Source organism: Actinophytocola sediminis, from assembly GCF_054779715.1.
In genome coordinates, this window is sequence record NZ_BAAGXS010000060.1 from 31280 (window position 1) to 51234 (window position 19955).

Annotated in this window: 25 protein-coding genes; 13 read left to right on the forward strand and 12 right to left on the reverse strand. The window is 69.5% G+C overall.

Features of this window, described 5'->3' with window-relative positions; translation table 11 throughout:
• Window positions 1–38 precede the first annotated feature (38 nt).
• Window positions 39–1562, reverse strand: a complete 1524-nt coding sequence (locus ACYVIP_RS29565) for a cobyric acid synthase (RefSeq protein WP_460402306.1) — start codon at window positions 1560–1562, stop codon at window positions 39–41.
• Window positions 1563–1572: 10 nt separating this feature from the next.
• On the opposite strand from ACYVIP_RS29565, the gene ACYVIP_RS29570 reads away from it, so the two are divergent.
• Window positions 1573–2295 carry a hypothetical protein gene (locus tag ACYVIP_RS29570; protein WP_460402193.1) on the forward strand — a complete coding sequence of 241 codons (723 nt, stop codon included), beginning with the start codon at window positions 1573–1575 and terminating at the stop codon, window positions 2293–2295.
• On the opposite strand, the gene map is transcribed toward ACYVIP_RS29570, so the two are convergent.
• Together map and ACYVIP_RS29580 are read right to left on the reverse strand one after the other, a co-directional pair.
• Complete coding sequence (map, locus tag ACYVIP_RS29575; protein ID WP_460402195.1) at window positions 2282–3139, reverse strand: type I methionyl aminopeptidase; 858 nt, start codon at window positions 3137–3139, stop codon at window positions 2282–2284. The genes ACYVIP_RS29570 and map overlap by 14 nt on opposite strands.
• A gap of 43 nt (window positions 3140–3182) precedes the next feature.
• On the reverse strand, window positions 3183–3416 hold the full coding sequence (locus tag ACYVIP_RS29580) for a hypothetical protein (protein ID WP_460402197.1): 234 nt from the start codon (window positions 3414–3416) through the stop codon (window positions 3183–3185).
• A 119-nt stretch (window positions 3417–3535) separates the two neighbouring features.
• Here ACYVIP_RS29580 and ACYVIP_RS29585 point away from each other — a divergent pair, with 119 nt between their 5' ends.
• The 3 genes from ACYVIP_RS29585 to ACYVIP_RS29595 are packed head-to-tail and all read left to right on the forward strand — an operon-like array spanning window position 3536 to window position 4750.
• On the forward strand, window positions 3536–4402 hold the full coding sequence (locus ACYVIP_RS29585; RefSeq protein ID WP_460402199.1) for a helix-turn-helix domain-containing protein: 867 nt from the start codon (window positions 3536–3538) through the stop codon (window positions 4400–4402).
• Window positions 4403–4404: 2 nt separating this feature from the next.
• On the forward strand, window positions 4405–4584 hold the full coding sequence (locus ACYVIP_RS29590) for a DUF397 domain-containing protein (RefSeq protein WP_460402200.1): 180 nt from the start codon (window positions 4405–4407) through the stop codon (window positions 4582–4584).
• Window positions 4577–4750 carry a DUF397 domain-containing protein gene (locus tag ACYVIP_RS29595; protein ID WP_460402202.1) on the forward strand — a complete coding sequence of 58 codons (174 nt, stop codon included), beginning with the start codon at window positions 4577–4579 and terminating at the stop codon, window positions 4748–4750. Before ACYVIP_RS29590 ends, ACYVIP_RS29595 begins: the two co-directional genes overlap by 8 nt.
• Here the strand turns inward: ACYVIP_RS29595 and ACYVIP_RS29600 are convergent.
• On the reverse strand, window positions 4734–6551 hold the full coding sequence (locus ACYVIP_RS29600) for a penicillin-binding transpeptidase domain-containing protein (RefSeq protein WP_460402204.1): 1818 nt from the start codon (window positions 6549–6551) through the stop codon (window positions 4734–4736). The two genes, ACYVIP_RS29595 and ACYVIP_RS29600, sit on opposite strands and share 17 nt — an antisense overlap.
• Before the next feature lie 29 nt (window positions 6552–6580).
• Window positions 6581–7435, reverse strand: a complete 855-nt coding sequence (locus ACYVIP_RS29605; RefSeq protein WP_460402206.1) for a GNAT family N-acetyltransferase — start codon at window positions 7433–7435, stop codon at window positions 6581–6583.
• A 112-nt stretch (window positions 7436–7547) separates the two neighbouring features.
• Between ACYVIP_RS29605 and ACYVIP_RS29610 the strand changes: the two genes are divergently transcribed.
• Together ACYVIP_RS29610 and ACYVIP_RS29615 are read left to right on the forward strand one after the other, a co-directional pair.
• Window positions 7548–7751, forward strand: coding sequence for a hypothetical protein (locus ACYVIP_RS29610; RefSeq protein ID WP_460402208.1), 204 nt, complete (start codon window positions 7548–7550; stop codon window positions 7749–7751).
• Window positions 7739–8302: a dihydrofolate reductase family protein gene (locus ACYVIP_RS29615; RefSeq protein ID WP_460402210.1), complete on the forward strand. Its 564-nt coding sequence runs from the start codon at window positions 7739–7741 to the stop codon at window positions 8300–8302. The genes ACYVIP_RS29610 and ACYVIP_RS29615 overlap by 13 nt, the downstream gene beginning before the upstream one ends.
• 3 nt (window positions 8303–8305) lie before the next feature.
• Here the strand turns inward: ACYVIP_RS29615 and ispG are convergent, their stop codons facing one another.
• From ispG to dxr, 3 genes are read right to left on the reverse strand one after another with little or no spacing between them, the layout of a single operon-like run.
• Complete coding sequence (ispG, locus tag ACYVIP_RS29620) at window positions 8306–9460, reverse strand: flavodoxin-dependent (E)-4-hydroxy-3-methylbut-2-enyl-diphosphate synthase (RefSeq protein ID WP_460402212.1); 1155 nt, start codon at window positions 9458–9460, stop codon at window positions 8306–8308.
• Between the two features lie 43 nt (window positions 9461–9503).
• On the reverse strand, window positions 9504–10709 hold the full coding sequence (locus ACYVIP_RS29625; RefSeq protein WP_460402214.1) for a M50 family metallopeptidase: 1206 nt from the start codon (window positions 10707–10709) through the stop codon (window positions 9504–9506).
• Window positions 10710–10714: 5 nt separating this feature from the next.
• Window positions 10715–11947: a 1-deoxy-D-xylulose-5-phosphate reductoisomerase gene (gene dxr, locus ACYVIP_RS29630; RefSeq protein WP_460402216.1), complete on the reverse strand. Its 1233-nt coding sequence runs from the start codon at window positions 11945–11947 to the stop codon at window positions 10715–10717.
• 113 nt (window positions 11948–12060) lie between these two features.
• Here dxr and ACYVIP_RS29635 point away from each other — a divergent pair, with 113 nt between their 5' ends.
• From ACYVIP_RS29635 to ACYVIP_RS29650, 4 genes are all read left to right on the forward strand, one after another.
• Window positions 12061–12324 (forward strand): DUF2631 domain-containing protein, encoded by a 264-nt coding sequence (locus ACYVIP_RS29635; protein WP_460402218.1) that lies wholly within the window; start codon window positions 12061–12063, stop codon window positions 12322–12324.
• Window positions 12325–12516: 192 nt separating this feature from the next.
• Window positions 12517–13704 (forward strand): multidrug effflux MFS transporter, encoded by a 1188-nt coding sequence (locus ACYVIP_RS29640; RefSeq protein WP_460402220.1) that lies wholly within the window; start codon window positions 12517–12519, stop codon window positions 13702–13704.
• A gap of 82 nt (window positions 13705–13786) precedes the next feature.
• Window positions 13787–14521 (forward strand): sugar phosphate isomerase/epimerase family protein, encoded by a 735-nt coding sequence (locus tag ACYVIP_RS29645; RefSeq protein WP_460402222.1) that lies wholly within the window; start codon window positions 13787–13789, stop codon window positions 14519–14521.
• Complete coding sequence (locus tag ACYVIP_RS29650) at window positions 14518–15624, forward strand: Gfo/Idh/MocA family protein (protein WP_460402224.1); 1107 nt, start codon at window positions 14518–14520, stop codon at window positions 15622–15624. Before ACYVIP_RS29645 ends, ACYVIP_RS29650 begins: the two co-directional genes overlap by 4 nt.
• Here ACYVIP_RS29650 and ACYVIP_RS29655 read toward each other — a convergent pair.
• A complete protein-coding gene (locus ACYVIP_RS29655; RefSeq protein ID WP_460402226.1) occupies window positions 15600–16190 on the reverse strand; it encodes a TetR/AcrR family transcriptional regulator in 591 nt (196 codons plus the stop codon). The genes ACYVIP_RS29650 and ACYVIP_RS29655 overlap by 25 nt on opposite strands.
• Window positions 16191–16343: 153 nt before the next feature.
• On the opposite strand from ACYVIP_RS29655, the gene ACYVIP_RS29660 reads away from it, so the two are divergent.
• Both ACYVIP_RS29660 and ACYVIP_RS29665 read left to right on the forward strand, forming a co-directional pair.
• Window positions 16344–16841 carry a hypothetical protein gene (locus ACYVIP_RS29660; protein WP_460402228.1) on the forward strand — a complete coding sequence of 166 codons (498 nt, stop codon included), beginning with the start codon at window positions 16344–16346 and terminating at the stop codon, window positions 16839–16841.
• Complete coding sequence (locus ACYVIP_RS29665) at window positions 16838–17437, forward strand: hypothetical protein (protein WP_460402230.1); 600 nt, start codon at window positions 16838–16840, stop codon at window positions 17435–17437. The genes ACYVIP_RS29660 and ACYVIP_RS29665 overlap by 4 nt, the downstream gene beginning before the upstream one ends.
• A gap of 64 nt (window positions 17438–17501) precedes the next feature.
• Here ACYVIP_RS29665 and ACYVIP_RS29670 read toward each other — a convergent pair whose 3' ends face one another.
• On the reverse strand, window positions 17502–18098 hold the full coding sequence (locus tag ACYVIP_RS29670; RefSeq protein ID WP_460402232.1) for a CGNR zinc finger domain-containing protein: 597 nt from the start codon (window positions 18096–18098) through the stop codon (window positions 17502–17504).
• Between the two features lie 103 nt (window positions 18099–18201).
• On the opposite strand from ACYVIP_RS29670, the gene ACYVIP_RS29675 reads away from it, so the two are divergent.
• On the forward strand, window positions 18202–19374 hold the full coding sequence (locus tag ACYVIP_RS29675) for an epoxide hydrolase family protein (RefSeq protein ID WP_460402234.1): 1173 nt from the start codon (window positions 18202–18204) through the stop codon (window positions 19372–19374).
• A 24-nt stretch (window positions 19375–19398) separates the two neighbouring features.
• On the opposite strand, the gene ACYVIP_RS29680 is transcribed toward ACYVIP_RS29675, so the two are convergent.
• Together ACYVIP_RS29680 and ACYVIP_RS29685 are read right to left on the reverse strand one after the other, a co-directional pair.
• Complete coding sequence (locus ACYVIP_RS29680) at window positions 19399–19674, reverse strand: type II toxin-antitoxin system RelE family toxin (protein ID WP_460402236.1); 276 nt, start codon at window positions 19672–19674, stop codon at window positions 19399–19401.
• Window positions 19671–19943: a type II toxin-antitoxin system Phd/YefM family antitoxin gene (locus tag ACYVIP_RS29685; RefSeq protein WP_460402238.1), complete on the reverse strand. Its 273-nt coding sequence runs from the start codon at window positions 19941–19943 to the stop codon at window positions 19671–19673. Before ACYVIP_RS29685 ends, ACYVIP_RS29680 begins: the two co-directional genes overlap by 4 nt.
• Between the last annotated feature and the right edge of the window lie 12 nt (window positions 19944–19955).

The window sequence follows — 19955 nt, forward strand, 5'->3', positions numbered from 1 at the left end:
GGGTCCCTTCGCTGCGGCCAGTGCAGCGAAGGGACCCTTCACTGCGTTACCCGCAACGGGGGCAGGGCGGGTGGGCCCTGCTCTATCAGGTGGGTTAGGGAATGGGTGTCCAGGTGGGTGGTTACCAGGTCGGCCAGGAGGTCCAGTTGGGCTTCGCGGGCGGCGGTGACGTCGGTGTCGGGGGCGGGGCGGAAATGGGGGCGGTCGGCGTGCGTTGCGGCCCAGCGGAGGAGTTCGCGGCGGAACGGGTCGTTGTCGAGTAGGCCGTGCCAGTGGGTCGCGGCGATGGGGCCGGTGAGCGCGCCTTCCGGTTCGCCGAGTATTTCGATCAGCGGCGGGACGGCGCCTCGGCGGGTGATCTGGCCGTGGTGGATCTCGTAGCCGGAGACCGGCTCGCCCATCGCGGTGCCGGTGGGGCGGGCCAGGGTCTTGGACTTCGCGAACGTCACGGTCAGGTCGAGCAGGCCGAGGCCATCGACCTCACCGGCGGCCGACTCGACGTCGTCGACGATCGTGTCGGCCAGCATCTGGTAGCCGCCGCACAGGGCGAGCAGTGGGCGGCCGGCGCGCACGTGCGCGGTGATCGCCCGCGCCAGGCCCTGCGCACGCAGCCAGCGCAGGTCCGCCACCGTGGACTTCGTGCCAGGCAGGACCACCAGGTCGGCGTCGGCCAGCCTCGACGGGTCGGTCACGAAACGCACCGCCACTCCCGGCTCGCACGCCAGCGCCTCCACGTCGGTCGCGTTGGAGATCCGAGGTAGCCGGACCACGGCCACCCGCAGCCACTGCTCCCCCACCGGCGCGGTCGGCCGGCCGATGACGCCGTCGGCGCTGTAGGACAACGAGTCCTCCGCCTCCAGCCACAGGTCGGGCTGCCACGGGAGCACGCCGAGCACCGGGCGGCCGGTCAGTTCGGTCAGCCGGGTCAGGCCGGGGGCGAGCAGCGCCGGGTCACCCCGGAACTTGTTGATCACGAACGCCGCGAGGTGCGCCTGGTCGGCCGGGTCCAGGATCGCCAGCGTGCCGAACAGGTGCGCGAGCACCCCGCCACGGTCGATGTCGCCGACCACCAGCACCGGCAGGTTCGCCGCGCGCGCCAGGCCGAGGTTGGCGATGTCACCCGCCCGCAGGTTGATCTCCGCCGGTGAGCCGGCGCCCTCGCAGACCACCACGTCGAACTCCGCCCGCAGTTCCTCCAATGTGGACAGCACGACGTCGCGCAGCCCGGCCGTCCGGTCCCGATAGGACAGCGCGGTGGCCTGCCCCGCCGGCCGGCCGAGGACCACGACCTGCGAGCTGCGGTCCGATCCCGGTTTGAGCAGCACCGGGTTGAACCGCACGCTCGGTGCCAGCCCGCACGCGGCGGCCTGCATCGCCTGCGCGCGGCCGATCTCGCCGCCCTCGGGCGTCACCGCCGAGTTGTTGGACATGTTCTGCGCCTTGAACGGCGCCACGCGCACGCCCTGTCTGGCCAGCCACCGGCACAGGCCGGCGACAAGCACACTCTTGCCGGCGTCCGAGGACGTACCAGCGACCAACAACCCGCCACGCACGTCTGCCATCATCGCGGACATGCCGGCCCCGACGAACATGTCCCCGATCACCGCCGTCCTGGTGCACAGCCCGTTCCTCGGACCGGCGAGCCTGCGCCCGCTGGCCGACGCGCTCGCCGCGTTCGGCCATCCGGCGCTGCTGCTGGACCTACGGCCGAGCGTGGTCGCCCCGCCGGTGCACCAGGTCTTGCTCGGCTCGTTCGCCGACGCCATGAGCGAGGAGGAGCTCACCGGCGACGTGGTGCTCGTCGGGCACAGCGGCGCAGGCCCGCTGCTGCCGGCGTTCGCCGACGTGCTGGAGGACACGGTGACCGGGCTGGTGTTCGTCGACGCCGGGCTGCCGACGCCGGGCCGCAGCTGGCGGGACACCGTGCCGGCCGAGCTGTACAACCAGCTCAAGAGCGCCGCGCGGGACGGTCAGCTGCCGCGCTGGCAGCGCTGGTTCACTCCCGACCCGCTGGTGGAGCTGATCGCCGACGCCGACCTGCGTTCGGAGATCGCGGACGAGGCTCCCGAGGTGCCGGTGGCGTTCCTCAAGGAGCCCCGGCCGGAGGTGACGTGGACCGGACCGGCGGGCTATGTCGCGCTGTCCGAGCCGTACGCGCCGGACGCCGCCGAGGCCGAGGCACTCGGCTGGCCGGTACGCCGCCTGACCTCGTCGCACCTGGCGCCGGCCGCCGACCCGGAGCCGGTCGCCACGGCCGTGCTGGAGGTGCTCGCCGAGTTAATCAGGGCAGGGTGAGGATCTCGGCGCCGTCGTCGTTGACGACCATGGTGTGCTCGAACTGGGCGGTCCAGCTCTTGTCCTTGGTGGTGACCGTCCAGCCGTCGGACCACATGTCGTAGTCGATGCCGCCAAGGGTGATCATCGGCTCGATGGTGAACGTCATGCCCTTCTCGATCACCGTGTCCACCGACGGCTCCTCGTAGTGCAGGATCACGAGTCCACTGTGGAACGCGCGGGCGATGCCGTGACCGGTGAAGTCGCGGACGACGCCGTAGCCGAACCGTTTGGCGTAGGACTCGATCACCCGGCCGATCACGTTCAGTGCCCGGCCGGGGCGCACGGCCTTGATCGCGCGCATGGTCGCCTCGTGCGTGCGCTCGACCAGCAGCCGGACGTCCTCGGCGACATCGCCGGCCAGGAAGGTGGCGTTGGTGTCGCCGTGGACGCCGCCGATGAAGGCGGTCACGTCGATGTTGACGATGTCGCCGTCCTCGATGAGCGTCGAGTCCGGAATGCCGTGACAGATCACCTCATTGAGTGAGGTGCAACACGACTTGGGGAACCCTCGGTAGCCCAGGGTGGACGGGTAGGCGCCGTGATCGAGGATGAACTCGTGCACCACGGCGTCGATGTCGTCGGTCAACGCGCCCGGCTTGACGGCTTTGCCTCCCTCCTGCAACGCCTGCGCCGCGATCCGCCCGGCGACCCGCATGGCCTCGATGGTCTCGTCGGTCTGCACCCAGGGCTCGGTGTTGCGCTTGGGCGCGGGCTTGTCGACGTACTCGGGGCGCGCGATGGGCGACGGCACCGGCCGGCGTGGGGTCTGGACGCCGGGCTGTAGTGGGGCACGAACTGGCATGTGTTCCAGCCTACGACGCATATTCCGGTCCGCCGCACCGGAGTTACCCTTCGCGGGCCTGGCACCTGGTGAGGTCGAGCTGGGCGGCGGAGGCCAGTTCGATCAGCTGGTTCAGGTTCTGGATGCCGATGGTGAGCATGTACTCGTCGCTGGTGCCGAACTTGAGGGTGGCGTTCTCGTTCAGCCGGTCGACCTCGTAGCTCATGGTGACGGCAGCCTTCATCTCGATCCAAGTCGCCTGGTAGACGCTGGGTATCGTGTACAGCCCCATACTCACGGTCACAACCTCCACAGTTTAGGGTTTCTATAAGCACGAAATATTCGTCGTGCAGCACGGCTAATCTAGTCGTGTGACACGACAGATCGCCATGTTCATTCGAGTGAAAGTGAGCTGAGATGGGCCAGGCCCGCCAGACGTTCGAGCGGCGCCAGTTGGGGCTCACGCTCCGGCGACTCCGCGATGAGGCGGGAAAGTCGCAGCAGCAGGCGGCGGAAACGCTTGGCAAGGCCCGCACCAGGATCGGCGAGCTGGAGGACGGCCGGTTCACGGTCACCGCCGACGAGCTGGCCGACCTGCTCGATCTCTATGGCGTCTCCGGCAAGGAGCGCCAGATAGCCCTGGACCTGGGCACCCTGGCCAGGACCAGACAGAAGAAGCGCCGGGCCTACACCGACCTGCTGCCGGGCTCCTTCCAGCGGTTCGCCGATCTGGAGTCAAGCGCAACCGAGATCAACGCTTACGAAGTGGGCCTCGTGCCCGGTCTGTTGCAATCACTGGGCTACGTCCGCGCAACGATCGACTCCGGGGACGGCGTCTGGTGGACGGCCTCCCATCACGAGCGGGAGGAACGCATCAGGTTCCGGTTTGACAGGCAGGCTTCGGTGCTCGGGAGCGACACCAAGCGCATCCGTTTCGTACTCACTGAGGACGCCTTGCGTGGTGGTGTCGGCAGTCCGGACGTCATGCGGGAGCAGCGGCGGCATATCCTGGAGATGCTGGAGAGCAACCCGAACCTGGCCGTGCGCGTGTTGCCGAGCAGGGTCTACGGCAACCCCGCGCGGGGCAATGGGTTCACCGTCTTCGGATTCGGAGACAAAGGCCCGCCGGTCGGCTTCTGCTCAGTGCTCTTCGGTCCGTCTACCTATCTCCACCAGGAGTCGGACACGACGGCATTGCTCCGAGGGTTCCAGCGGCTCATGGAGCTAGCGTTGGATCAGAAGGCCTCAGCGCAGCTGATCCGCCGGATCGACAAGGAGAATTGACCGTGCGCGACACCGGATGGTTCAAGAGCAGCCGCAGCTCCGCCGCGAGCGACAACTGCGTCGAGGTGCGCCTCACCGAGGACATCACCAAGCTGCGGGACTCCAAGAAGCCTGATGCTGGTCACCTGACAGTCACCCCGTCTGCGTTTGCCGCCTTACTGCGCGAGGTCAGCCATGCGTGACAGCGGATGGTTCAAGAGCAGCCGCAGCTCCTCCGGAAGCGACAACTGCGTCGAGGTGCGCCTCACCGCACTGGCGACCAGGCTGCGGGACTCGAAGAACCGTGCAGGCGGTCAGCTGACCGTTGCGTCGACGGCGTTCGTTGCTCTGGTTACTTCAGTCCGCTGAGGAATCTGGTGGTCGCGGCGACCGCCTTGGCCGAGGTGCCCGCGTCGGTGATCAACACGGCGAACGCCACGTCCCCACGGAACCCGACGAACCACCCGTGTGACCGCTTCCCGTCCCCGAACTGCGCGGTGCCCGTCTTCCCGTGCACGTCAGGGAACCCGGCCATCGCCGGTGTCCGCTGCGTGACCTCCTTCATCATCTGCCGTACCGAGGTCAGCAGCGCGGGGTCGACCGGCTTCGGGTTCTCGGTGTCGCTCTTCGTGCTGGTCCCGGCCAGCAGCGACGGCGTCGGCATCGTGCCGGACGCGACCGTCGCCGCGGCCAGCGCCATGCCGAAGGGGCTGGTCACCACCTTGCCCTGACCGATCGCGTCCTCGGCCCGCTCCACCACGTTCGTGGCCGGCGGTACCGACCCGGTGACCGTCGTCGCGCCCTGCAGTACGAAGTCGGCGCCGATCCCGAGCCGGCGCGCCACGTCGGTCATCGCCGACGGGCCAAGCGTGGTGGCCAATTGGGCGAACGTCGTGTTGCAGGAGAAGGCGAACGCGCTGTGCAGCGGCACCGTGCCCTTGTCGAACCGGTCGTTGTTCGGGATCTCCCGGCCGTCGATCACCACCGTCGGCGGGCAGGCGACGGGCTGGTCGGCCTTCACCTTGCCGGCCTCGATCGCCGCGATCGTGGTCACGATCTTGAACGTCGAGCCGGGCGGGTAGCGCCCGGTCAGCGCGACCGGGCCCTGCTTGTCGGCCACCGGGTTCTGGGCGACGGCGAGCAGCTCACCGGTCGACGCCTGCACGGCCACGACCATCGCCGCGCTCCGCTCCCCCGCGATCGCCGCCTGCGCCGCGCCCTGCACGTCCCGGCTCAGCGTCACCCGCGCGGCCTCCGCCGGCTGCGGCGCCTGCGCGTGCAGCTCGGTCACCTCGGCGCCGGACACGTCGGTGGTGTAGATCCGCCAGCCCGCCTTGCCGATCAGCTCGTCCTCGACCAGCTTGCGGATGCCGGGCAGCAGCGTCGGCGCGAGCGTCTTGTCCGCCGCGAGTAATCGGGGCGCCGAGGTGAACCGCACCCCGGGCAGCTCGTAGATCCGGGGCTTCACCCGTTCGTAGTCGGCTGAGCGCAGCGTGACCACCTGGTAGGGCTGGTCGGGCTTCGCCTTGGCCGCGCCGTCGAGGATGGACTTCTGGGTGATGGCCGGATCGAACCTGGCCAGCGAGGTGGCGAGCGCGCCGGCCACGGCACGCACGTCGCCCGCCTTCGCCGGCTCCAACAGCACCGACACCACGTGGTCGGGCGACATCAGCAGCGCGCCGTCGCGGTCGAGCATCGGCGCGAGGTCTGGCTGCTCGTTCTCGATCGCCACCGACTGCTGCTCGCCCAGCTCGGGGTGCACGACCGTGGTGGTCCAGTGGACCCGCCACGCGTCGTCCTTGGCGCGCAGCTCCATCCGGCCGCCGTACTGCCACTCCCGGCCGTGGCCGAAGTCCCAGGTGACGTCGAAGTTGGCCCAGGCCGAGGTCTCGTCGTCGTTGGCCGCCACGCTGCCCAGCTTGGCCGACACCTTCTCCGGGCCGAGCTTCTCGCGGACCTCGTCCAGCAGCTTCCGCGCCGAGTCCGGTGAGTCGGTCAGTGCCGCGGCCTTGGCGTTGTCGCCAGCGGTGAACGCGCCGAGGTAGTCGCCGGCGGCGTCGCCAGGGCCAGGGCCGGAGTCGCCGAACAGGCCGCAGCCGGCCAGCGGCAGGGTGAGCAGCAGGGCGAAGACCAGGCCGATGAGCCGGCGACGACGGTGGAAGGCACGCACTCGGCGAGTATGGCTCAGCGCACCGACACTCAGAACAGCACCGTGGCGTACTGACCCACCGTGGCGAAGCCGATCCGCTTGTAGGCGGCCTGGGCGACCACGTTGTAGCCGTTGACGTAGAGGCTCGCGGTCCGCCCGAGCCCACACACCAGCCGGTTGACCACCGCGGCCGTGCCGGCCGAGCCGAGGCCCTTGCCCCGCCGGTCCGGGTGCACCCAGACGCCCTGGATCTGGCCGACCGCGTTGGACAGCGCGCCGATCTCGGCCTTGAACACCACATCGCCGCCGTCGAACCTGGCGAACGCCCGGCCGGCGGCGATCAGCTCGGCGACCCGCGCCCGGTAGCTGGCGCCGCCGTCGCCGGTGCGGGGGTCGACGCCGACCTCCTCGATGAACATCGCGATGGCCGCCGGCAGGTAGCGGTCGAGCTCGGCCGGGCGCACCGCGCGGACCAGCGGGTCGGCCGGGATCAGCGACTCGCGGTCCATCGACATCAGCGGCTGCTCGGCCCGTACCTCCCTGGCGGGGCCCCAGTCCAGCTCGAGCTCCTCCCACAGGCCGAGCACCTGCTCGGCCGGGCCGACCACCGACGAGCACATCCGCCGCCTGCGCAGCGCCCGGTCGGCGAACGCGCGCAGCGCCGCCCGGTTGCCCTGCAAGGGAATCAGGTTCGAGCCGGCGAAGCACAGGGCGTCCAGGCGGCCACCGCGGAACCCGCGGGGCTCACAACCCCACAACTCACCGCCCAGCCGCCATGGATCCATGCCGAGGGTCTCGATGCGCGAGGCGACCATGCAGGACGAGACCGGATCCGCCGTGAGCATCGAGCGCACGCCCAGCCGATCCCGCTCGTCGAGTAGCCGCGCTCCAGCAAGCCGCAACACATGCTCAAGCGTGCCAGAAGTCCGGCTCGTGGGACAGCCAAGGCCGGCCAGTCGATTCGGCATGTCCCGATTCGACGCATCACCGACACCAACACGAGCCCAGGAGGCCGCCATGCCCGACCGGCCCGATGTCCCGCCCGATGCGATGAAGGACGCCGTCATCGCACCTGACCAACCCGCCGACTTCGCCGACACGCTGAGCCCTGAGCTGCGCGCGCAGGAGGAGTACCTTCGCGCACAGATCGCGGCGGGCGCGCCGACCGCCGCCCAACCGCCGCCTGAGCTGCGAGAAGGGGAAGACGTTTGCGAAAGCTGATCTACAGCCTGAGCGTGTCGCTCGACGGCTTCATCGAGGCACCCGGTCGTAACCTCGACTGGTCCATGCCCAGCGACGAACTACACCGGCACCACAACGAGAAGGCCACCGAGGACGGCCTCACGTTCTACGGGCGCGGGCTGTGGGAGGCGATGGTCCCCTACTGGCCGTCGGTCCTGGACGACCCGGACGCGGACGCCGTCTCGAGCGACTTCGCCAAGCGCTGGGTGGCGCGGCCGAAGGTGCTGTTCTCCTCGACGGTGACCGAGGTCGACTGGAACACCCGGCTCCACCGGGGCGACCCGGTGGCGGAGATCGAGCGGCTCAAGGCGACCGACGGCGGCTCGATGGACATCGGCGGCGCCACCCTGGGCAGCACGGCCGTGCGGGCCGGGCTGGTCGACGAGTACTGGCTGTACTACTTCCCGGTCGCGCTCGGCGCCGGCACGCCGTTCTTCCGCGACCTGACCAGCTGGGTGGAGCTGCGGCTGGTGGAGACGAAGACGTTCGACGGCGGCGTGGTGCTGCTGCGCTACGAGAAGAAGAAGTAGGCGTCAGGAGACCGTCACGACCGGCTCGCCGGCCTCGGCGGTCTCCCCCGCCTCCTCGGCGATGCGCATGGCCTCCTCGATCAGCGTCTCCACGATCTGGTGTTCCGGCACGGTCTTGATGACCTTGCCCTTGACGAAGATCTGGCCCTTGCCGTTGCCGGAGGCGACGCCGAGGTCGGCCTCGCGGGCCTCGCCCGGCCCGTTGACCACGCAGCCCATCACGGCCACCCGCAGCGGGACCTCCATGCCCTCCAGACCGGCGGTCACCTCGTCGGCGAGCTTGTAGACGTCGACCTGCGCGCGCCCGCACGACGGGCAGGACACGATCTCCAGCTTGCGGGGGCGCAGGTTCAGCGACTGCAGGATCTGCGTGCCGACCTTGACCTCCTCGACCGGCGGCGCGGACAGCGACACCCGGATCGTGTCGCCGATGCCCTGGCGCAGCAGCGCGCCGAACGCGACCGCCGACTTGATCGTGCCCTGGAACGCCGGCCCGGCCTCGGTGACGCCGAGGTGGAGCGGATAGTCACACTGCTCGGCGAGGATCTCGTAGGCCCGGATCATCACCACCGGGTCGTTGTGCTTGACCGAGATCTTCAGGTCGTGGAAGTCGTGCTCGGCGAACAGTGACGCCTCCCACAGCGCCGACTCCGCCAGCGCCTCCGGCGTTGCCTTGCCGTGCTTGGCCATCAGCCGGGGGTCGAGCGAGCCGGCGTTGACCCCGATCCGGATCGGGGTGCCGTGGTCGCGCGCGGCGGCGGCGATCTCGCGCACCTTGTCGTCGAACTTCTTGATGTTGCCCGGGTTCACCCGGACCGCAGCGCAACCGGCCTCGATGGCCGCGAACACGTACTTCGGCTGGAAGTGGATGTCGGCGATGACCGGGATCTGGGACTTCGCGGCGATCGCCGGCAACGCCTCCGCGTCGTCCTGCGACGGGCAGGCCACCCGGACGATGTCACAGCCGGCGGCGGTCAGCTCGGCGATCTGCTGCAGGGTCGCGTTGACGTCCGCGGTGACCGTCGTGGTCATCGACTGCACCGAGATCGGGTGCTCGCTGCCGACGCCGACGCGGCCGACCTGCAGCTGTCGGGTCCTGCGTCGCTCCGCCAGCAGCGGCGGCGGGATCGGCGTGCCCAACATGATGCTCTCGGTCATGCTTTCAGCCTACTTATCGGCGCTCGGGGCCCGCGAATCGTGGTCACTCGATACGGATCGGGTTCACGATGTCGGCGGTGACCGTCAACAGGACTATCGCGCCACCGATGAGGACGAAGACCATCGTCACGGCCGACAACTTGGTGTAGTCGACCGGGCCGCCCGCGGGCTTGCCGCGCAGTTTGCGTAGCCAGTCCCGGATCTTCTCGTAGAACAGGACCGCGATATGGCCGCCGTCCAGCGGCAACAGCGGCAGCAGGTTGAACACGCCGACGAAGAAGTTCAGCGTGGCGAGCACGATCAGGAACAGCTCCCAGATGCCCTTCTCGACCGCGTCCCCGCCGATGATGCTCGCGCCGACGACACTGACCGGGGTCTCCGGGTCGCGCTCCCCGCCGCCGATGGCCTCGATGACCTTCGGGATCTTCTCCGGGAACGCGAGCAGGCCGTTCCACACGCCGACGAACATGTCCCCGGTGAACTCCGTCGCGCCGCCGAGGCCGTCGAGCGGGCCGTAGGCGATCATCGCCGGCGGCAGGGCGACGGAGACGCCGATGGCACCCGCTTTGCCGCCGTCGGCGGTCGAGACCTGCGCGACGTCGACGGTCAGGGTGAGGGTCTCGGCGCCCCGGCGGATCTCGAACTCGGTCGGCCCGGAGAGCCCCTCGACCTTCTTGACCATGTCGCCCCAGGTCGGCGTCGGGGTGCCGGCCACGGAGAGCACCAGGTCGCCCTGGCGCAGGCCGGCGTCCTTGGCCGGCGCCGCCGCGTTCGGCGCGCAGCCGTCCTCGGAGGTGGTGCCCTTGTCGACCACGCAGTCGTTGACCGTGCCGACCTCGGGGGGCTCGGTCGCGGCGGTGACCCCGACGTTGGGCAGGCCCATGGTGATGGCCATCAGGTAGAGGATCAGGAAGCCGACGATGAAGTGGGTGATGGACCCGGCCACCATCACGACGAAGCGCTTCCACGTCGCGTAGCGCCACATCGCGCGCGGCGCTTCCTCCGGGGTGACCTCGTCCAGGGCGGTCATGCCGGCGATGTCGCAGAAACCGCCGAACGGGATCGCCTTGACGCCGTACTCGGTCTCGCCCCGGCGGAAGGAGAACAGGGTCGGGCCGAAGCCGATGAAGTAGCGGCGCACCCGCATGCCGAAGGCCTTGGCGGCCACCATGTGACCAGCCTCATGCAGGGCCACCGAGATACAGATGCCGAGCGCGAAGAGGATGATCCCCAGGATCCACACGAGCACGTCTGTCAGTCCTCTCCCCGCCCGGTGGTACCGGGCTCAACCGTTGCCCCGAGCCGCTGCCTGGCCGTGGTCCGTGCCCAGGTCTCCGCGGCGAGCACCTCGTCGACCCCGGACGGATCGGCGTGCCAGTCGTCCGCGTCGTCGAGCACTCGGTGCACAGTGTCCACAATGGCGGTGAAGGTCGTGTGTCCTCGCGTGAACGCGGCCACCGCTTCCTCGTTGGCCGCGTTGTAGATCGCCGGCAGGCAGCCCCCCGCCTCGCCGGCCTGCCTGGCCAGCCGCACGGCGGGGAAAGTGTCGTTGTCCAGGGGTTCGAAGGTCCAGGCGGTGGGCTCGGTGAACCGGACGGGCCGCGCGGCGCCGGGCACCCGGTCCGGCCAGCCAAGCGCCAGCGAGATCGGCAGCCGCATGTCCGGCGGGCTGGCCTGCGCGATCGTCGACCCGTCGACGAACTCCACCATCGAGTGAATCATCGACTGCGGGTGCACCACGACGTCGATCCGCTCATAGGGCACGTCGAACAGCAGGTGCGCCTCGATCAGCTCCAGGCCCTTGTTGACCAGGGTCGCGGAGTTGATCGTGATCACCGGGCCCATGTCCCAGGTGGGGTGGGCCATCGCGGCCTCGACCGTGACATCGGCCAGCTCGCTGGTCCGCCGGCCGCGGAACGGGCCGCCGGAGGCGGTCAGCACCAGCCGCGCGACCTCACTCGCCCGCCCGGAGCGCAGGCACTGGGCGATCGCCGAGTGCTCGGAGTCGACCGGCACGATCTGGCCGGGCTTGGCCGCGCGCAGCACCAGCGGGCCGCCGGCGATCAGCGACTCCTTGTTCGCCAGGGCCAGGGTCGCGCCGGTGGCCAGCGCGCGCAGCGTCGGCGCCAGGCCGATGGACCCGGTGATGGCGTTGAGCACGATGTCGGCCCTGGCGGTGTCGATCAGCTCGCTGATCGCCTCCGGGCCGGCCAGGATGCGCGGCATGGCGAAGTCGCCCGCCTCGTAGCCGCGCTTCTTGGCCTCGGCGTACAGGGCGAGCGCCACGTCCTCGGCGGCGGTCGAGCGGGACACCGCGACCGCTCGGGCGCCACTCGCGACCGCCTGCGCGGCCAGGGCGCCCGGATCGCCGCCCGCGGCGGCGACGCCGACCACCTCGAACCGCTCCGGATTGGCGGCGAGCACGTCCAGTGCCTGGACACCGACCGAGCCGGTCGAGCCGAGAACGAGGACGCTACGTCTGGTCATCGGGCACATTCTTCCCGATGCCCGCCGAGGCGCTCCCGGATGGTGCGCGGAGCGGGTCAGGGTCGTGTGGGATCATTTCCCGGCAAGGGAATGCTCGGGTGCCGGGAGGGAACGTGGCAGGCTCACAGCTGGTGAAGCGGCCGAAGAACGCGGTCGACCCCCACGAGGAGCCGTCCGCGGAGTGGGGCTGGCACGGCCGGTTCCCGCGTGGCCGGGAGATCGCGGGCTGGTTCACCACGATCGGCATGTTCGTGATGGCCTTCGTCGGCAACCACGTCGCGCGCACCGAGCAGCTCTGGCTGGTCGGCATCGGCGTGTTCCTGGCCGCCGGGCTGATCTGGACGCGCGTGCGGCAGCGCACCGCCTGGCGCCGCTGAGCCGCGCCGAAAATCTGAGGCACATCACATTCTGGGATCTTGGAACAAATCCGCCTCGCCTGATTGCTGATCAGGGAGACACCGGCGTCAGTCCACGCTTCCCCTTGTGTGAAAGGCCTCTCGATGGCTCACGCCACCCTGCCCAGAACGTCCTTATCGGACACCGCGGTGGCTCCGACCGGGTTAGCCCGCGTGCGGATCATCCTCGTGCTCGGGGCGTTGATCGCCCTCGGTCCCCTGACTATCGACATGTACCTGCCGGCACTGCCGGCAATCGCCGACGACCTGCTGACCACGTCCTCCTCGGTGCAGCTCACGCTCACCGGGACGCTGCTCGGCCTTGGTCTCGGCCAACTCGTGATCGGCCCGCTGTCCGACGCGGTCGGCCGCCGGCTGCCGCTGATCGCGGGCACCGCGTTACACATCGTCTCCTCCGTGCTCTGCCTGATCGCGCCCAACGTCGCCGTGCTCGGCCTGTTCCGCCTGTTCCAGGGTGTCGGCGCGGCGGCGGCCATGGTGGTCGCGATGGCCGTGGTCCGTGACCTGTTCAGTGGGCGCGCGGCCGCGACGGTGTTGTCCAGGCTGATGCTCGTGATGGGGGTCGCGCCCATCCTGGCCCCGACCATCGGCGCGGCGATCCTGCTGAACGGCTCGTGGCGGGGGGTGTTCGCGGTGCTGGCCGCGCTCGGCGTGGCGCTGATCCTGGTCGCGGTGTTCCTGCTGAAGGAGACGCTGCCGCCGGAGCGGCGCCGGACCGGGGCGGTGCGCCCGGTGCTGGCCACCTACCGCTCGCTGGTGCTCGACCGGGAGTTCGTGGTGCTGGCCCTGGTGTCCGCGCTGGGGATGTCCGCGCTGTTCTCCTACGTGTCCGGCTCGTCGTTCGTCCTGCAGGACCACTACGGGCTCAACCAGCAGGAGTTCGGGCTGGTCTTCGCCATCGGCGCGGTCGCGCTGATCGCCGCGTCCCAGTTCAACGTCGTGCTGCTCAACCGGCTGACCCCGGCGCGGATCGTGTTGCACGCGCTCACCGTGGCGGTCGCCGCCGGGGTGGTGTTGGTCGTGCTGACCGCGACCGGCGTCGGCGGGCTGCTCGGGTTCGTGCTGCCGCTGTTCGTGCTGCTCGGCGCGGTCGGCTTCGTGTTGCCGAACGCGCCCGCGCTGGCGCTGTCGCGCCACGGTGAGGCGGCTGGGACCGCGGCGGCGCTGCTCGGGGCCACCCAGTTCGGGCTCGGCGCGCTGATCGCGCCGCTGGTCGGGGTGCTCGGCAACGACGGCCCGGCGATGGCGGTCACGATGACCGGCGGTGCCGCGGTGGCCTGGGTGGCGCTGGCGGCCACCCTGCGCCGGGAACGGCGGGTCGAGCTGGCGCCCGCGATGTGACCCCTGGTGCACATTTCTACCACGTGGTAGAAATGTGTGGGAGCGCTCTCACAGGCGCTTTTGTCGAGGTCAGGGGGTTGGTATGAGCAGTTTGTCCGTCCAGCTGTACTCGGTCCGGGAGGCCTTCGCCGCCCAACCCGGCGAGACACTCGCCCGCCTGGCCGACATCGGCTTCACCCAGGTGGAGCCCTACGGCCTGCTGGAGCACGAGGCCGCGCTGCGGACCGCGCTGCCGGCGGCCGGGCTCACCGCGCCGACCACGCACGCCAAGCTCGTCGACGCCGACCTGCCGGCGGTGTTCGCCGCCGCGACGGCGTGCGGGGTCGGGCTGGTGATCGACCCGTACGTGCCCGCCGAGCAGTGGCAGGCCGAGGCCGACGTCGCGGCCACCGCGGCGGCGCTCAACAGCGCGGCCAAGCTCGCCGCCGAGCACGGCCTGACCGTCGGCTACCACAACCACTGGTGGGAGCTGTCGACCGAGATCGGTGGCCGCAGCGCGCTGGAGGTTTTCGTCGACCACCTCGACCCCGAGGTGGTGCTGGAGGTCGACACCTACTGGGCGGCGGCCGGCGGGGCGGACGCGCCGGAACTGCTGCGCCGGCTCGGCGCGCGGGTCCGGGCGCTGCACGTCAAGGACGGCGACCTGGCCACCGACGCGACCGGGCAGGTCCCGGCCGGACAGGGGCGGGTGCCGGTCGACGAGGTGCTGGCCGCGGCTCCGGACGCGCTGCGCGTGATCGAGTTCGACCAGTACGCCGGGGACATCTTCGAGGGCCTCGCGGCCAGCCGCGCCTACCTGACCGGAGGTGACCGATGACCGACGGACCAGTCGGAGTCGGGGTGATCGGCGCGGGCGTGATCAGCGACGCCTACCTGACCAACCTCACCAGCTTCCCCGACCTGCGGGTGCTCATGGTCGCCGACCTCGACCTGGAGCGGGCGGCCGCACAGGCGGCCAAACACGGCGTGCCGACGTCGGGCGGCGTGCCCGACCTGCTCGCCGACCCGGCGATCGAGCTGGTGGTGAACCTGACGATCCCGGCCGCGCACGTCGACGTCGGCATCGCCGCGCTGGAGGCCGGCAAGCACGTCTGGGCGGAGAAGCCGCTGGCGCTGGACCGCGAGACCGGCGCCAAGCTGCTCGACCGGGCGCGGGAACGCGACCTGCGGGTGGCCAGCGCGCCGGACACCGTGCTGGGCGCCGGTCTGCAGACCGCGCGGCGGGCAGTGGACGCCGGGCGGATCGGCGAGCCGCGCACGGCGCTGGCGGTGTTCCAGACACCGGGACCGGAGGTCTGGCACCCGGCGCCGGAGTTCCTGTACGCGCCCGGCGGTGGGCCGCTGCTGGACATGGGGCCGTACTACCTGACCGAGCTGGTGCAGCTGTTCGGCCCGGTGCGCCGGGTCAGCGGGGCCGGCGGCCGGGCGCGCGACACGCGGGTCATCGGCTCCGGGCCAAGGGCGGGCACCGAGTTCCCGGTGGCGGTGCCGACCACGGTGACCGCGCTGGTGGAGTTCGAGCGCGGTGGGTCCGCGCAGCTGGTGCTGAGCTTCGACTCGCCGCTGCGCCGGGTGCTGCTGGAGGTCACCGGCACGCTGGGGACCGCGGTGCTGCCCGACCCGAACCGCTTCGACGGATCGACGGAGCTGCATCTGTTCGACCAGGACGAGCCGGTGGTGGTGGCGCCAAGCGGCCACGAGTCCTCCCGGGGCACCGGGGCGCTGGAGCTGGCCAGGGCGGTGCGCGCCGGGGTGCCGGAACGGGCGTCCGGTGAGCTCGCCTACCACGTGCTGGACACGATGCTGTCCATCGAGGAGTCGATCACGCGGGAGCAGCCGGTGGCCGTGGCGAGCACCGTCGAGGTGCCCGCGGCGCTGCCGGCGGACTGGGATCCCTACGCGAGCACGCTGTCCAGGTAGCTGCGCAGGGTGTCGACGAGGGCGACCTCGTCCGGGGTGGTCAGCCACTGCACCTGCAGCCCGTCCATCAGCGCGATGAACGTGACGGCCGCGACCTGCGGGTCGACGTCGGAGCGCAGCACGCCGTCGTGGGCCAGCACGCGGAAGGACTCGAGCGCCGAGGAGCGGGCGAGCTGGTAGTGGCGGACGAAGTAGTCGTGCGCCGGATGGTCGGGCGCGACCGCCTCGGCGGCCAGGCGCGAGTAGAGGTCGACGATGCCGGGATGGGCGACGTTGTGCTCGGCGAGGGTGATGAAGTTGCGGAGCAGGGCGAGCCCGGGTGGGCAGCCGAGCTGTTCGCGTTCGGTGTCCTCGGCGTCGCGGCGCTCCAACACGGCGGCGAGCAGGGCCTCCTTCGTCGGGAAGTAGTACAGCAGGCCGGCGTGGGTGATGCCGGCCCGTTTGGCCACTTCCCGCAGGGACGAGCCGTGGTAGCCGGCCTCGCCGTACACCGCGACCGCTGCGGTGAGGATGTCCTCCCGGCGGATCCGACCCTTGAGGTATCCCCCGGTCGCGCCGGCAGTCACGGGGTGTCTCGGCGTTCGCGGTGGTTGCGCACCTTTTCAGTATCGCGAAGCGACACACTTCCTGACGTGCCGGTGGCGATTACGCTCGGCCGGTGACCGCGGCGGAGATCGACTGGGGTGGGCAGCGCGCCGACCGGCTCTTCATGGACAAACATGGACAACGATGACTTTTCAAGTACTTTAAAAGTCATGATGGAGGCGCTGTTCTCTGACCTCGTGAACAAGCCGAAGGACACCGTGGCCAAGCTGAGAGGGTCGCGAGACCTGCGGCTGCGTCGCCGCGATGCCGAGGACCTCGTACTCACCACTGCCGCGCGTGCCGAGCAGAACATGGAGTTCGTCTCCGCGACGACGCGCCTGTTCGTCGCACTCATGCAGCACGACCAGCAGGCGCGTGCGCTGTTGCTTGACGTGATCCCTGAGGCGTTCCCATGGGTGCGGTTCCTCCCCAGAGAGGACGTGCAGGCTTTTCTCGTCGAGATGGTCGGCACCCTGCGTGCGGTCGAAGAACTTGACAGCCCCGCCCCGGTGGTTCAGGTGATCACCGAGTGGCGGCACACCGCCGAGGTCTATGCCGATCCTGAGGTCTTCGCCGCCATCACGCAAGACGGTAAGGACTACGGGGCAGTGTCCAAACCACCCGCGTCATGAGCCCCAAACGCAAAGACCGGGTGGCACCGCCACCCGGTCCAGACGAGTGGGACCTGCGGTACGCGACCAACGACGCAGCCAAGGGCTGGGAAGAACTGTGCCGCCAGGTCCCACACAACCTTTTGCGTGCATGGGAAGCGCTGCGCACGAATCCACGCCCGCAACCTTCTACAACACGCCAACACCAACTGAAGGGCAAACTCGGCACCGGCACGTTCGACGGGCGCGACATGCCGTGCTGGCAGTACGAAGTCACCGGTGGGGCCACTCGATGCGGCCCGCATCGCGACACTGATGACTCACCGCTGGCGCAGAAAATCCCGAACGTCGTCATAACCGTCGATGGCCCGACCGTCCACGTCCGACGGATCCGCCTCCGCGCGCGCCGCCAGCGACGCTGCCAACTCCAGGGCTTCATCGTTGAGATGCCCGAAGCGCCGGGCGGCGTGGCCCAGACACAGGCCCGCCAACCCAAGCAGCGGACTACCCGATACCGCCCGCGTGCCAACCCGCACGCAGGACTGCGCGACAAACTCCCCATCGTCATCGTTCAACGCGCTGCCGACCAGGACGCGGGCTGCCTCGCTCTCCTGTGAGCGGTCGCGCAGAGCCCTCTCCAACACTTCGACAACCACCTCATGAGGTAATGCGGGAGGGTTCTCAAATCTCAGATTCGAACACATTCCGTGCGGTTGTCCCGTTCTTGCGCTGGTTGACGTTGAAGCGCGCCTTCTTCTGGCGATTCCCGCACGTGTTCATGTCACACCATTTGCGGGTGCGACTTTGGCTGGTGTCAAAGAAGGCGGCCTGACAGGTTGGCGACGCGCACAGGGCCAGTCTTCCGTCTCGTTCGCCGGCGATGATGCTGATCGCGTCGGCGGCGATCACGCTGAGGGCGTCTTCCACGCGGGAAGCTGGGCCAAGTCGCCATTCACGATTTCTCGCTGGCGTCAGGACGGCCGCGGCCCGGCCCTGGATGCTGCGGTCATTGATGATGTGGACGGCGGCCGCCGGGAGAGCGTCGTGCGTCGCGGTCGCGGTCGCGGCGGCGTGAATTGACTCTCGCAGTTCCCGTGCGAGGTCGAGCTGGGCGGCGGTGCAGGAGTCCACGGCCAGACCGTTCACCGCCAGCCAGTCGACGAGTCGCTGCGGCGTGGGAATGCGCTCCACCGCGTTGCCCCGCCGCTCCGTCAGCGTCCCCGTGAAGCTGGTCGCCAGCACGCTACCGAGGCGAAAGTCGGGGAACCCAGCACCCATGGAACCACCTTAGCCGGTTGCGCGCTGACCCGACGACATGTTAGAACCGTCTTAGCCGGTTCTCCCCAGGTTGTAGCCGGTGCCGCGATGGCCAGGAGGTCTCATGTCCCGCCAAACCAGTGACGTGCAAACGTTTGCCGCCCGCGCGACGGACGCTGACCTCGACGATCTGCGCGCGCGACTGGCCGCGGCGCGGCTACCGGAGGCCGAGACGGTCTATCGCGCCGCGCCCGACCCTCGCCGCTGGGACCAGGGCGTCCCGCTCGCCGACATCGTCGAGGTCGTGCACTACTGGCGCACCGGGTACGACTGGCGGTCGTTCGAAGAGCGCCTTGACCGGATCGGGCAGTTCCGCACGACCATTGATGGTCTGGGAATCCATTTCCTGCACCGCCGATCCACGCGCGCGGATGCCACGCCGCTGATCCTGACGCACGGCTGGCCGGGCAGCATTGCCGAGTTCATCGACATAGTGGACGAGCTGGCAGATCCGCACGACGCGGACACGCCAGCATTTCACGTCGTGGTGCCATCGCTACCCGGCTTTGGTTACAGCGACAAGCCGGCCACCACCGGGTGGGGAACCGAAAAGATCGCGGCCGCCTGGGTGGAACTGATGGGCAGGCTCGGCTACCACAAGTTCGTAGCCCACGGCGGCGACTGGGGAGGCAATATCACCACGGTTCTCGGCGGCAGGTTCCCAGCACACGTGCTCGGCATTCACACCACGTTCGCGGAGGGACCGCCCGGATTGACAACGGACGGGCTGACGGCGGTCGAGCGCGGGTGGACCGAGGAAACGCGCGATTTCTGGCGCAACCGCGCGGGGTACGCGAAGCAGCAGGCGACCCGGCCGCAGACCATCGGCTACTCGCTCGTCGACTCACCGGTCGGGCTGCTTGCCTGGATCCTTGACAAGTTCGCCGAGTGGTCAGACACCGAAGACAGCCCGTTCGAGACGATTTCCCGAGACCGCGTTCTTGACGACGTCACCCTGTACTGGCTGACGCGGTCCGGTGCATCGTCGGCCCGCATCTACTACGAAAGCCACAACTCGCTGGACCCCGAACTCCGGGTCGACGTCCCGACCGCGATCAGTATGTATCCCCGCGACATCGAGAAGTATCCGCGCGCCTGGGCACAGGAGCGGTACCGGCAGATCGTTCGATGGCGATCGCCGGAGAACGGGGGACATTTCCCATCGCTGGAGGTTCCCGAGTATTTCGTCAAGGACCTGCAGGAAGGCCTCGCGGCAGTACTGGCGGCTCACCCTTGACGACAGGTTACAACTCGCCTGACGTCAACGCGGGCGATAGACGTCGGCGCGGTGTTCTATGCGAAGGACCGTGACCTCTCGACGCTCGTCATCGATCTCGTACAGAACACGAAACGCCCCCCGTCGAGCCGATCGGATGCCATCCAGTTCATAGCGGAGGGCTTTACCGACGCGGTGCGGATTGTCCAGCAATGTACTGGTGATGAACTCGACCACAGCCGCAGCGACGCCTTCTGGCAGCGTGTGTTGAATGGTGCGGGCGGCGCTTGTGGAAACCTGAAGACCATAGGACTCGGTCACGGCCGCAGTCGTAGTGCGCGGATCGCGTCCACCCCACGAACCACGTCCCCACGGTCGACCTCATCGCGGCTTTCGCGAATACCGGCCATGGTCTCCGGATCACTGAGAACTTCCAGCGTCTCCTCGAGCGCCGCCAGATCGTCGTATCCGATCAGCACCGCGGCGGGACGCCCGTTGCGGGTGACCACGACACGCTCATGCTCGCGCTCCGCCCTGTCGACGAACTCCGACAGGTGGTCCCGCACGGCCCGCAACGGCTCGGTGGTCATGGCCACAATTGT

Coding starts and splice junctions, on each gene's coding strand:
- ACYVIP_RS29660 (WP_460402228.1), top strand. CDS start 16,344: ATGGACAACGATGACTTTTCAAGTACTTTAAAAGTCATGATGGAGGCG.
- ACYVIP_RS29585 (WP_460402199.1), top strand. CDS start 3,536: ATGGGCCAGGCCCGCCAGACGTTCGAGCGGCGCCAGTTGGGGCTCACG.
- ispG (WP_460402212.1), bottom strand. CDS start 9,460: ATGACCGAGAGCATCATGTTGGGCACGCCGATCCCGCCGCCGCTGCTG.
- ACYVIP_RS29675 (WP_460402234.1), top strand. CDS start 18,202: ATGTCCCGCCAAACCAGTGACGTGCAAACGTTTGCCGCCCGCGCGACG.
- ACYVIP_RS29610 (WP_460402208.1), top strand. CDS start 7,548: ATGCCCGACCGGCCCGATGTCCCGCCCGATGCGATGAAGGACGCCGTC.
- ACYVIP_RS29595 (WP_460402202.1), top strand. CDS start 4,577: ATGCGTGACAGCGGATGGTTCAAGAGCAGCCGCAGCTCCTCCGGAAGC.
- dxr (WP_460402216.1), bottom strand. CDS start 11,947: ATGACCAGACGTAGCGTCCTCGTTCTCGGCTCGACCGGCTCGGTCGGT.
- map (WP_460402195.1), bottom strand. CDS start 3,139: ATGCCAGTTCGTGCCCCACTACAGCCCGGCGTCCAGACCCCACGCCGG.
- ACYVIP_RS29650 (WP_460402224.1), top strand. CDS start 14,518: ATGACCGACGGACCAGTCGGAGTCGGGGTGATCGGCGCGGGCGTGATC.
- ACYVIP_RS29565 (WP_460402306.1), bottom strand. CDS start 1,562: ATGGCAGACGTGCGTGGCGGGTTGTTGGTCGCTGGTACGTCCTCGGAC.
- ACYVIP_RS29645 (WP_460402222.1), top strand. CDS start 13,787: ATGAGCAGTTTGTCCGTCCAGCTGTACTCGGTCCGGGAGGCCTTCGCC.
- ACYVIP_RS29685 (WP_460402238.1), bottom strand. CDS start 19,943: ATGACCACCGAGCCGTTGCGGGCCGTGCGGGACCACCTGTCGGAGTTC.
- ACYVIP_RS29665 (WP_460402230.1), top strand. CDS start 16,838: ATGAGCCCCAAACGCAAAGACCGGGTGGCACCGCCACCCGGTCCAGAC.
- ACYVIP_RS29570 (WP_460402193.1), top strand. CDS start 1,573: ATGCCGGCCCCGACGAACATGTCCCCGATCACCGCCGTCCTGGTGCAC.
- ACYVIP_RS29670 (WP_460402232.1), bottom strand. CDS start 18,098: ATGGGTGCTGGGTTCCCCGACTTTCGCCTCGGTAGCGTGCTGGCGACC.